General features: G+C 70.6%; 6 protein-coding genes. 4 read left to right on the top strand and 2 right to left on the bottom strand.

What is annotated here, in order from left to right:
• Positions 1-56: 56 nt before the first annotated feature.
• The gene (locus tag AB0J42_RS21535) at positions 57-1,517 is read left to right on the top strand and encodes an NAD-dependent succinate-semialdehyde dehydrogenase (protein ID WP_364296992.1); all 1,461 of its coding nucleotides are present in this window, start codon (positions 57-59) and stop codon (positions 1,515-1,517) included.
• Here the strand turns inward: AB0J42_RS21535 and AB0J42_RS21540 are convergent.
• Positions 1,493-1,657, bottom strand: a complete 165-nt coding sequence (locus AB0J42_RS21540; RefSeq protein WP_364296994.1) for a hypothetical protein — start codon at positions 1,655-1,657, stop codon at positions 1,493-1,495. The genes AB0J42_RS21535 and AB0J42_RS21540 overlap by 25 nt on opposite strands.
• Here AB0J42_RS21540 and AB0J42_RS21545 point away from each other — a divergent pair.
• Complete coding sequence (locus AB0J42_RS21545) at positions 1,656-2,891, top strand: iron-containing alcohol dehydrogenase (protein ID WP_364296996.1); 1,236 nt, start codon at positions 1,656-1,658, stop codon at positions 2,889-2,891. The two genes, AB0J42_RS21540 and AB0J42_RS21545, sit on opposite strands and share 2 nt — an antisense overlap.
• 322 nt (positions 2,892-3,213) lie before the next feature.
• Here the strand turns inward: AB0J42_RS21545 and AB0J42_RS21550 are convergent, their stop codons facing one another.
• Positions 3,214-4,221 carry a sugar phosphate isomerase/epimerase family protein gene (locus tag AB0J42_RS21550; protein ID WP_364296998.1) on the bottom strand — a complete coding sequence of 336 codons (1,008 nt, stop codon included), beginning with the start codon at positions 4,219-4,221 and terminating at the stop codon, positions 3,214-3,216.
• A gap of 821 nt (positions 4,222-5,042) precedes the next feature.
• On the opposite strand from AB0J42_RS21550, the gene AB0J42_RS21555 reads away from it, so the two are divergent.
• The gene (locus AB0J42_RS21555) at positions 5,043-6,320 is read left to right on the top strand and encodes an ROK family transcriptional regulator (protein WP_364297000.1); all 1,278 of its coding nucleotides are present in this window, start codon (positions 5,043-5,045) and stop codon (positions 6,318-6,320) included.
• A gap of 216 nt (positions 6,321-6,536) precedes the next feature.
• A complete protein-coding gene (locus AB0J42_RS21560; RefSeq protein ID WP_364297002.1) occupies positions 6,537-11,729 on the top strand; it encodes a ThuA domain-containing protein in 5,193 nt (1,730 codons plus the stop codon).
• Positions 11,730-11,813: the final 84 nt, after the last annotated feature.

An 11,813-nucleotide genomic window follows, 5' to 3' on the forward strand; every position in this document is an offset into this window, starting at 1 on the left:
GCGCGATCGCCGAGGTCACGCCGGACATCATCAGGAACATCACAGGAGGCGACGCAATGAGTGACCCGATGAACGTCCTGGCCCCCGAGCACCGGCGGCTCCGGATCGGCGACGCCTGGCGCGACGCCGCCGGCGGAGCCACCTTCGCCGTCGAGGACCCGGCCACAGGCAAGACCATCGCCGAGGTGGCGGACGCCGGCGTCGCCGACGGGCTCGCCGCTCTGGGCGCGGCGGCCGAGGCGATGGCGGAGTGGGCGGCGACCCCGCCGCGAAAACGGTCGGAACTGCTGACCGCGACGTACCGGGCACTGACCGAGCGCTCCGAGGAGGTCGCCCGGCTGATCACGCTCGAGATGGGCAAGCCGCTCGCCGAGGCTCGCGGAGAGGTGGCCTACGGCGCCGAGTTCTTCCGCTGGTTCGCCGAGGAGGCGGTGCGCGTCGAGGGGCGCTACAACACCGCTCCCGCCGGCGGATACCGCATCCTCACCGTGCCGAAGCCGGTCGGACCGTGCGTCTTCGTGACGCCCTGGAACTTTCCGCTGGCGATGGGCGCCCGCAAGATCGCTCCTGCGCTGGCGGCGGGCTGCACGACGATCACCAAGCCGGCGTCCCAGACGCCGCTCACCATGCTGTTCCTGGCCCGCATCATGGAGGAGGCCGGAGTTCCCCCGGGCGTCGTCAACGTCGTGACGACCAAGCGTGCCGGCGAGGTCGTCTCAGCGCTGCTGGCCGACCGCCGGACCCGCAAGCTCTCGTTCACCGGGTCGACGGAGGTCGGGCGCGTGCTCCTCCGGCAGGCGGCGGACAACGTGCTGCGCACCTCCATGGAGCTGGGCGGCAACGCGGCCTTGATCGTGTGTGCCGACGCGGACCTGGACGTCGCGGTCGACGGCGCCATGGTGGCCAAGATGCGCAACATCGGGGAATCCTGCATCGCGGCCAACCGCATCTACGTCGAGGAGCCCGTACGAGAGGAGTTCGCGGCGCGCTTCGCCGAGCGGATGGGCGCGCTCTCGATGGGCCACGGTCTCGACGACGGCGTGGACGTCGGGGCGTTGATCGACGAGGCGTCGGTCACCAGGATCGACGAGCTCGTCGCCGACGCGGTCGATCGCGGCGCCCGTGTCCTGGTGGGCGGCGAGCGCCCGGACGGGCCGGGCTGCTTCTATCCGCCCACGGTCCTCGTCGACGTGCCCGAGGACGCGCGGATGCTGGAGACGGAGATCTTCGGCCCGGTGGCGCCGATCATCTCGTTCACGTCCGACGACGAGGTGATGGCGAAGGCCAACGACACCGAGCACGGCCTCGTCGGATACGTCTTCACCCGTGACCTCCAGCGGGCGCTCCGGTTCACCGAGGGGCTGGAGACGGGGATGGTCGGCGTCAACCGCGGTCTGATCTCGGACCCGTCGGCTCCGTTCGGAGGCGTGAAACAGTCCGGGATCGGCAAGGAGGGGTCGCACGAGGGCATCCTCGAGTACCTCGACGTCACCTACGCGGCGATCGGCCTGCCGTGACCGGCCCGCGAGGTGCCCGGGGACGCCGTCGGTCCCGCAGGTGCGCGCGCCACGGACGCGGCCGCGGCGGTGGACGGGGCGATCGCCGTCCCGGTCTCGCTCAGCACATCACCTCCGACGTTCCAGAGAGGCACTGACATGCTTGAGACCGTCCGCGGGCCACGCCAGCTGATAGTGGGCGAAGGGGTCGCGCAGAACATCCCGCGTGTGGTGGCCGAGTGCGGCTCGCGAGTCCTCGTCGTGACCGACCGGGTTCTTCTGGGGCAGCCGGGCGTGGCCGAGATCGTGGCCGCCGTGCGGGAGAAGGCCGAGGTCGTCGAGGTGTTCGCCGACGTGACTCCGGACGTGCCGCTCGCCGATGTCGCCCTGGCCGTCTCGGCCGCCGCGGAGGTGGACGCCGACGTCCTGCTCGCCATCGGCGGCGGCACGGTGATCGATCTCGCCAAGATCGTGGGCGTCATCCGGTGTCATGGCGGGACGCCGCGCGACTTCTACGGCGAGTCGAAGGTGCCCGGGCCGACGATTCCTCTCGTCGCGGTCCCGACGACGTCAGGCACCGGCTCCGAGCTCACGCCCGTCTCGGTGCTGACCGACCCCGACCGCGAGCTGAAGGTGGGCGTCTCCAGCGTCCACATCGTGCCCGACTTCGCCATCGTCGACCCCGAGCTCACCTACACCTGCCCCGCGACCGTCACCGCCCACTGCGGCATCGACGCGTTCTGTCACGCGGTGGAGAGCTACACCGCGCGGCCCCGGGCCCACGAACCGCGCGACCCGGTGGAGCAGGTCTTCCTCGGCCGCAACTCGATCACCGATCACTACGCGCTCCTGGCCGCGGAGCGGATCGCCCGCAGCCTGCCCCATGCCGTCAGGGACGGAGGCGACAAGGACGCGCGCGCGGACATGTCCTATGGGGCCATGCTGGCCGGGCTCGCGTTCTCCCACGCGGGCAACGCGGCTCCGCACGCTCTCCAGTACCCCATCGGCGCGGCCACCCACACCCCGCACGGCCTGGGCGTCGGGCTGCTGCTGCCCTACGCGCTGGACGCGGCCAGGGACGCCATCGGCGACCGGCTGGCCACCCTCGCCCGGGTGTGCGGGCTCGACGTGACCGGCGCCTCGGACGCCGAGGCCGCGGACATGTTCCTCACCTGGCTCGACGGGCTCCTCGCCGACATCGGCATCCCCGCGACCTTGGCGGACATCGGCGTGGCACGCGCCGACCTCCCGCGCTTCGCGGAGATGGCCAGCGGTGTCACCCGCCTGATCCAGAACCATCCGGGCCCGACCGACACCGCCAGCCTGACCGCGATCCTCGAAGCGGCCTGGCTCGGGGACCGAACCCGGCACGTCCTGATTCCGGAGCAGAAATAGTGACCGTCCTTTAATCGGACGACTCTCCCTGGGTATCGGAAATTGTCCACTACGCCTAAATAGGAGCCGCCCATTTCCCCGGCATAACTCACGGCTGCGTGCCCACCAGACCGGCCGCGGCCACAAAAGCCACAATGGCCACCCGCCCACCTCGCTGTATGAGGTGACATGACGAGTGGGTGCCCGAAACCCGGAGATTCCGGTCTTGCGGCCATCAGCAGCGCGCCGTCTTCTTGCAGACGTAGCCCGACCGGCAGGCGTGCCGAACGCGGTGGTTCCGCCTGGGCGGCGGCCCTGTGGCCGCCGCCCAGGCGGAACGGCGTCACCCGGAGGAGAAGGCGGCGTCGAAGGCGGCGGCCGGCGGGGTGATGGCGTTGAGCGAGCGGATGTAGGCGAGGGATTCCGGCGCGCCGTGCAGCCGGTCCATGCCCGCGTCCTCCCACTCGATGGAGATCGGGCCCTCATAGCCGATGTGGTTGAGCGCCCGGAAGCACGCCTCCCACGGCACGTCGCCGCGGCCGGTGGACACGAAGTCCCAGCCGCGCCTGGGGTCGGCCCAGGCCAGGTGGGAGGACAGGCGGCCGCGCCGTCCGTCGCGGGCGGCGACGCGGGCGTCCTTGCAGTCCACGTGGTAGATGCGGTCGGCGAAGTCGAGGATGAAGCCCGCCGGGTCCAGGTCCTGCCACACCATGTGCGAGGGGTCCCAGTTCAGGCCGAAGGCCGGCCGGTGCCCGATGGCCTCCAGCGTGCGCACCGTCGTGTGGTAGTCGTAGGCGATCTCGCTGGGGTGCACCTCGTGGGCGAAGCGCACGCCGACCTCGTCGAAGACGTCGAGGATCGGGTTCCAGCGGTCGGCGAAGTCGGCGTACCCCGCCTCGATCATGGACGGGGGCACCGGCGGGAACATCGCCAGCGTGTGCCAGATCGACGAGCCGGTGAAGCCGACGACGGTGTCGACGCCGAGCGCGCGGGCGGCCCTGGCGGTGTCCTTCATCTCCTCGGCGGCGCGCCGGCGGACGCCTTCGGGCTCGCCGTCGCCCCAGATGCGGGCGGGCAGGATGCCCTTGTGGCGCTCGTCGATGGGGTCGTCGCAGACGGCCTGGCCGACCAGGTGGTTGGAGATCGTCCACACGCCGAGGTTGTACTTGGCCAGCGTCTCCTTCTTGCGTTCGATGTAGGAGTCGTCCGCGACGGCCTTGTCGACCTCGAAGTGATCGCCCCAGCAGGCGATCTCCAGGCCGTCGTAGCCCCATTCGGACGCCAGCCGGCAGACCTCCTCGAACGGCAGGTCCGCCCACTGCCCGGTGAACAACGTGACCGGTCTCGTCATGATTCTCCTCAATCGTCAAGCGGCTGCCTCAGCCGCGCTCTGCTCGGCGGGCCGCCGGCACGCGCCGCACCCGCAGGCCGTCCTCGAAGGACGGGGAGGGGGGTCGGCGCCGGCGGCGGTCGCCTCCAGGAAATCCTTCGTCTCGTGGACGAAGGCGTACTCGTATCCGAGGCCGCCGGGCGCGCCCGCTGTGCGGGTGGTCCGGCTCGGTGACCCGCACCCGCCGGGAACGGCTCGACGATTCCCGAGCCGGATGCTGACCGCGGCACAGGGCCTCCTCGGTTCGGTGGGGCGTGCCCGCCCGCCTGACGGCACCGGTTGGCACCGCCGCGATGGCACCGAGGTCGGCGTCAACGGTGCCGCTGCGGCTCGTACGGCCGATCAGGCGGGCGGGACGTTCTGGGGGAGAGGAGCACGGGAAAGGCACGGCGGGGCAGGGACACGGCGGCGTCCGTCCGCCGGAGCCCGCTGTTAGCGCTCACATGATGCCGCGCAAGGGGCCGGGGGTTGACCTGAACCGCGGGTCCGTCGCGACTCGCCGAGGTGGGCGTGCGGCCGGCGGCCCGGTTGTGGTCCACGCTCCTCCTCGATCATGCGGATGGCTAGCCCCGAATTAAAGGGGACGACCCCTGAGGACACAAGGGGGAAACCGGTTGCAACTTGTGTAACGTTCCGATAACTGGCGTCGCGCCGGCCACTGAAATGCGGGGATTTCAGTGATGCCAACTCGTTACGAATGGGAGGGGTGGCCATTCGTGCGCGCGCGTGTTACAACTCCAATTAATTGATCTCAAAGATAAACAAAGGGGCGGGTGGTACCCATGACGTACAAGCCGCCCAACCGTGCTCCGGGCGGCGCTCCGGCGGCGGGTCCCGCCGCGCTGCGCCGGGCGAACCTCTCCCTGGTGCTGCGCGAGCTGCGCGACCACAAGTCCCTGTCTCGCGCCCACATCGCCGAGGCGACCGGGCTGCACCGGGCCACCGTGTCCAACCTCATGGCCGAGCTCCTCGAACGGCGTCTCGTACGCGAAGTCGGCGTCGAGCACGTCGGCACGGTCGGCCGCCCCAGACGGACGGTCGCGCTGCACGGCGCCCACGTCGGCGCCCTCGGCATGGAGATCAACGTCGACTACATCGCGGTCCACGGCACCGACCTCAGCGGCCGGATCCTGGTCGAGCGGCGGGTCGTCTACGACGCCATGGGCAGCGGCCCGGACAGCGCCGTGCGCCGGCTCGGGCTCGTGGCCAGGGAGGCCGTGGAGGCCATGCGGCGGGCCGGAGCGTCGCCCGCCGGCATCGTGGTGGCGGTCCCCGGGCTCGTGGACGTGGTGCGCGGCGTCGTGACGCTCGCGCCGAACCTCTACTGGCACGACCTGCCCCTGGCCGACCGGCTGAGCTCCCTGCTGGGCCCGCTGCGCGTGCCCGTGCGGGTGGACAACGACGCGAACCTCGCCGCGCTGGCCGAGCACACCTACGGCGTCGCCGCCGGCACACCGTACCTGGTGTACCTCACCGGAGAGGTCGGGGTCGGCGGCGGCATCATCCTGGACGGCCGGCTCCTGCGCGGCGCGGACGGATTCTCCGGCGAGGTCGGCCATCTGCAGGTGGACCCGAACGGCGCCCAGTGCGGCTGCGGCCGCATCGGGTGCTGGGAGACCAAGGTCGGCCTGGCCGCGCTCGTCCGCGCGGCCATGCCCGAGCAGGCCTACGGGCTGCCCGGCATGCCGGTGCCCGACCCCGGCGAACGGGTGGCCGACCTCGCCAGGGGCCTGGCCTCCGGCGACCGGCGCATGACGACGGCGGTGGCGCAGGTCGGCAAGTGGCTCGGGCTCGGCGGCTCGATCCTGGCCAACCTGTTCAACCCGCGCGTGATCGTCATCGGCGGCTACTTCGCCTCGCTGGCGCAGTGGCTGCTGCCGCACGCGCAGGATCAGCTGCAACGGCTCGTGGTGGCCGCTCCCGCCGCCCAGTGCCGGTTCGTCGCCTCCACTCTCGGCTTCGGCGCCGCCTCCCGCGGCGCCGCCAGCATGGTGGTCGGCGACACCATCGACAACCCGACGACGATCATGGATTCACCGCTCCGGCCGGTCCCTCTCTGACGGCCCCGCATGCCTGGAGACGGCACCCTCCAGCACCCCGCACCATCCGCTACCACCAAGTGGCAACAGCGCGGCGGCGCGCGCCGAGCCTGACGTCCCCCCGGTCAGGAAGGGTTTTCCATGTCACCACGTCATCGAACGTGGGCCAGGCTGCTCAACGCGGTCCTGCCAGCACGCGGACGGCGCCCGAGGCGCCGGACCGCGACGGCGACGGCCTTGGCCCTCGTCGCCCCCTTCGTCACCCTCCTCGCGGCGCCCGTGAGCGCCGAGGCCGCCACGGCGGCCGAGCCCGCGTTCAAGGTGCTCGTCTTCTCGAAGACGACGGGCTTCCGGCACGACTCGATCCCCGAGGGCATCGCGGCCGTGCAGCAACTCGGCCAGGAGAACAACTTCGAGGTCGACACCACCGAGGACAGCGCGCTGTTCACGGACCAGAACCTGGCCCAGTACCAGGCCGTGGTCTTCATGTCCACGACCGGTGACCCGCTGGGCACGCAGGACCAGAAGGACGCCTTCCAGCGCTATATCCAGAACGGCGGCGGCTTCGTCGGCGTCCACGCCGCCGCCGACAGCGGCTACAACTGGGAGTGGTACGGCGAGCTGGTCGGGGCGTACTTCAAGTCGCACCCGGCGATCCAGCAGGCCACGGTCAAGGTCGAGGACCCGGCGCACCCGTCCACGAAGGACCTGCCGGCGACCTGGACCCGTACCGACGAGTGGTACGACTACCAGGCCAACCCGCGCGGCACGGTCCACGTGCTGACGTCGGTGGACGAGAAGTCCTACACCGGCGCCACGATGGGCGCCGACCACCCGAACACCTGGTGCCACGAGTACGACGGCGGCCGCTCCTGGTACACCGGGCTCGGCCACCTCAAGGAGAACTACAGCGAGCCCAACTTCCTGAAGCTGCTCCTCGGCGGCATCCAGACCGCCGCCGGCGCGGTCAAGGCCGACTGCTCGGCCTCGCAGAGCAGCAGCTTCGAGAAGGTCACACTCGACGACAGCACCTCGAACCCGATGATGGTGGACGTCGCGAAGGACGGCCGGGTCTTCTACATCGACCGGCTCGGCGATGTCAAGATCATCAAGCCGTCCGGCGGCACCGTGACGGCGGCGAAGCTGGACGTCTTCACCGCCAACGAGAGCGGCCTGCTCGGGCTCGCGCTCGACCCCGGCTTCGACACCAACAACTGGGTGTACCTGTTCTACTCGCCCACCGGGGAGAACGTCGACCGGCTGAGCAGGTTCACCGTCACCGGCGACACCCTGGACCTGGCGAGCGAGACGCGGATCCTCGACGTCCCGGTCCAGCGGGCCGAGTGCTGCCATCACGGCGGCGGCATGGTGATGGACCCCAAGACCGGCGATCTCTGGCTGGGCACGGGCGACAACACCAACCCGTTCGCCTCCGAAGGCTACACGCCGATCGACGAGCGGTCCGGCCGCGCCAGCTGGGACGCCCAGCGCACCTCGGGCAACACCAACAGCCTGAGCGGCAAGCTGCTGCGGATCCACCCCGAGCCCGACGGCACCTACACCATCCCGTCCGGCAACCTCTTCCCGCCGGGCACGGAGAAGACCAGGCCGGAGATCTACGGCATGGGCTTCCGCAACCCGTTCCGCATCGGCCTCGACCCGAAGACGGGCCACATCATGCTCGGCGAGTACGGCCCCGACGCCGGCTCGGCGAGCGCCACCCGGGGCCCGCAGAACACGGTCGAGTGGAACATCGTCTCCGAGCCGGGCAACTACGGCTGGCCCTACTGCGTCGGCGACAACACCCCGTACATCGACTACGACTTCGCCACCCAGCAGTCGGGGGCGCCGTTCGACTGCACCGCGCCGGTCAACGACTCCCCGAACAACGACGGCCTCACCGACCTGCCCGCGATGGTGCCCGCGACGGTCTGGTACCACTACGCGGCCGACCCGCAGAACTTCCCGGAGCTGAGGGGCGGCGCGCCGATGGGCGGCCCCGTCTACCGCGCCGACCCGGACCTGCAGTCGGATGTGAAGTGGCCGGAGTACTGGGACGGCAAGGCCGTGTTCGGCGAGTGGAACAACGACCAGGTGTGGTCGTTCCAGCTCGACGAGAGCGGCACCGAGCTCGTGGAGATGAACCGCATCCTCGGCTCCCTGTCGTTCAAGAAGCCGATGGACATGAAGTTCGGCCCCGACGGCGCGCTGTACATGATCGAGTGGGGCTCCGGCTTCGGCGGTGACAACTCCGACTCCGGCATCTACCGGATCGAGTACACCAAGGGCACCCGCCCGCCGATCGCCCGCGCCACGGCGGACAAGACGGACGGGCCGCTGCCGCTGGCCGTCACGTTCTCCAGCGAGGGCAGCCGGGACCCGGACGGCGAGCCGCTCACGTTCGCGTGGGACCTCGACGGCGACGGCGACACCGACTCCACCGACCCCAACCCCTCCTACACCTACGAGGAGGGCGGCGACTACAACGTGGTCCTGACCGTCACGACCCCCGGCGGCAAGACCGCCACCGCCAGCGTCGAGATCAGCGCGGGCAACACCCGTCCCACCGTCACGGTGGACCTCCCGCCGAACGGCGACTTCTTCGAGTTCGGTGACCAGGTGAAGTTCAAGGTGACCGCCACCGACCCCGAGGACGGCACGGTCGACTGCGACAAGGTGCAGATTCAGGCGATCCTCGGTCACGATGGCCACGGCCACCCGCTCGACCAGCACACGGGCTGTGAGGGCACCCTGCAGACCCAGCAGGCCGGCCACGGCGAGTACGACAACCTCTTCTACGTGATCGAGGCCAGCTACACCGACGAGGGAGCCAACGGCGCGAAGCCCCTGACCGGGCGGGGCGAGACCCTCCTGCAGCCCAAGCGCAAGCAGGCCGAGCACTTCACGCAGACCGGCCGGGTGGCCGACGGCCTGGGCACCGACACCGAGGGTGTCGAGGCCGAGGCCACCAGCGACCCGCAGGGCGGCAATCAGCACATCGGGTCCGTCCAGGACGGCGACTGGTGGTCGTTCGACCCGGTGAACCTGTCGAACGTCACCGAGATCCGGCTGCGCGCCTCCTCGGGCGGCGCCGGCGGCACCGTCCAGGTCAGGGCGGGTGACCCCGAGACCGGCACGCTGGTCGGCTCGGCCGAGGTGACGCCCACCGGCGGCTGGCAGACGTTCACCGACGTCACACTCGACGTGACCGGCGCGCCGACGGAGAGCGGACCGCTGTACTTCGTCGTACGCAAGCCGGAGAGCGCGGCCAACGACGCCGACCTGGCGAACTTCAACTGGGTCGACTTCGTCGGCAAGGGCGCCACGGAGAACCAGCGTCCGGTCGTGACCGCGACGGCGACACCGGCGACGGGCGTCGCCCCGCTGACGGTCGACTTCGCGGCGACGGCCTCCGACCCGGAAGGCGACCCGATCACCTACAAGTGGAACTTCGGCGTGACCGGCGCGCCGGAGCCCACCACGGCCGAGGCGAGCCACACCTACACCGCGCCGGGCAACTACACGGCCGTGGTGACCGTGACCGACGAGAAGGGCGCGTCGGCCACCGCGCAGGTCCAGATCAAGGTGGAAGCGCCGCCCGTGGTGTGCTTCACCGGACGTTCCGACGACTTCCTGGGCGACCAGCTCGACCGGGACCGCTGGTCGGTCATCAGGGAGAACCAGGACCTCAGGGTCGCCGACGGCAACCTGGTGATCCCGACCTCGACCACCGACATCTACAGCACGGGCGGCAACACGCCGAACATCGTGGTGCAGCCGGCGCCGTCGGGCGCCTGGACCGCCACCGCCAAGCTCACGCTGGACGCGCGGGACGCGTACCAGCAGGCGGGCCTGATCATCTACGGCGACGACGACAACTACGCCAAGATGGTGCTGCAGGCGCGCTCCACCTCGGGTCCGAACCACGCCGACCGCATCTTCCAGTTCATCCGGGAGGAGAACGGCAACCCCAACGAGGTGTCGCAGAGCAACACGGCCACTCTCGGGGACGACTACCCCGACACGGTGTACGTGCGGTTCATCAGCGACGGAACGAACATCACCGCCCACTACTCCGCCGACGGCAGCACGTACACCGCGATGCCGGAGACCAAGCCGCTCGCCGGGATCACCGACCCGAAGATCGGCCTGCTCTCGCTGGCGGGGGCCGACCACCCGGTGGTGGACGCGTCCTTCGACTGGTTCCACATCACGCCGGACGACAGCGCGACCGGGCCGGACCCGAACGACGAGTTCGACGGCACCGAGCTCGACGCCTGCCGCTGGACCGCGATCGTGCGCCCCGACGCCACGGCGATGCGCGTGAGCGACGGCAAGCTGGAGCTCGACACCACGCCCGGTGACATCTACGGGACCGACAACACCGGCCCGAAGAACCTCATCCTGCAGCCGGCCCCGGCCGGCGACTGGACGCTGGAGACCAAGCTGGACGCCTCGGCCCTCGACGAGCAGTACCAGCAGGGCGGCCTCATGGTGTACACCGGCGACGACGACTACGTGAAGCTCGACTTCCTCACCACCAACGCGGCCGGGTCGACGGTGGCCCGGAGCATCGAGCTGCGCAGCGAGGTCGGCGGCACCGTGCAGAGCCCGCAGCCACAGGCGAACAACCTCACCACCGGCGTGTGGTGGCTGCGGCTCAAGAAGGAGGGCGACACGTACTCCGGGTCCTACTCCGCCGACGGCGAGACCTGGACGGAACTGCCCGCCACGGTGCAGAACAGCGCGGTGGCCACCGACGCCAGGGTCGGCGTCTACACGATCGGCACCAACCAGTCGGCGTCGAAGAAGGTCACGTTCGACTACTTCCGCCTCGCCAAGGCGGCGGCCGAGGACACGACCGCGCCGGTGACGACGGCGACCACCGATCCGGAGGAGCCGGCGGGCGGCACGTTCACCGGCCCGGTGTCGGTCACGCTGCAGGCCACCGACGAGGACGGCGGCAGCGGGGTCGACAGGACCGAGTACCAGCTCGACGACGGCGACTGGACCGCCTACACCGGACCGGTCACCGTGACCGGCGACGGGCAGCACGAGCTGCGCTACCGCTCGGCCGACAAGGCGGGCAACGTCGAGGAGACCAAGACGCTGACCCTGACGATCTCAGGGTCCGCGCCGCAGGTCGACCTGGCGGTCTCCGCCTCGTCCCGCTGCATCGGCACCTCGGCGTACGTGGCGGTCACGGCCGTCAACGGCTCCGACGAGCCGGTGACGGTGACGCTGACCACCCCGTACGGATCGAAGACCGTGACCGACGTTACCCCGGGCAAGCGGGCGTACCAGTCCTTCAACAGCCGGGCCGGGCAGATCGACGCCGGCACGGTGACCGTGGAGGGAGTCGCGACGATCGGCGGCGAGCAGGTCACCTCGTCGTACGACGCCGCCTACCCGGCGCTCAGCTGCGGCTGACCGCACCGGCGGTGACCACGGTCCGCGCGACCGTGGTCACCACCCCAGCAGAACCGGGGCCGGCCGGCCGATCGGCCGGCCGGC

Origin of the sequence: Nonomuraea sp. NPDC049649 (genome assembly GCF_040675175.1) — a bacterium.
Taxonomy (GTDB): domain Bacteria; phylum Actinomycetota; class Actinomycetes; order Streptosporangiales; family Streptosporangiaceae; genus Nonomuraea.

What these genes read in the sequence shown, in the direction of transcription:
- AB0J42_RS21550 (WP_364296998.1), bottom strand. Translation starts at nt 4,221, where the DNA reads ATGACGAGACCGGTCACGTTGTTCACCGGGCAGTGGGCGGACCTGCCG.
- AB0J42_RS21535 (WP_364296992.1), top strand. Translation starts at nt 57, where the DNA reads ATGAGTGACCCGATGAACGTCCTGGCCCCCGAGCACCGGCGGCTCCGG.
- AB0J42_RS21555 (WP_364297000.1), top strand. Translation starts at nt 5,043, where the DNA reads ATGACGTACAAGCCGCCCAACCGTGCTCCGGGCGGCGCTCCGGCGGCG.
- AB0J42_RS21540 (WP_364296994.1), bottom strand. Translation starts at nt 1,657, where the DNA reads ATGTCAGTGCCTCTCTGGAACGTCGGAGGTGATGTGCTGAGCGAGACC.
- AB0J42_RS21545 (WP_364296996.1), top strand. Translation starts at nt 1,656, where the DNA reads ATGCTTGAGACCGTCCGCGGGCCACGCCAGCTGATAGTGGGCGAAGGG.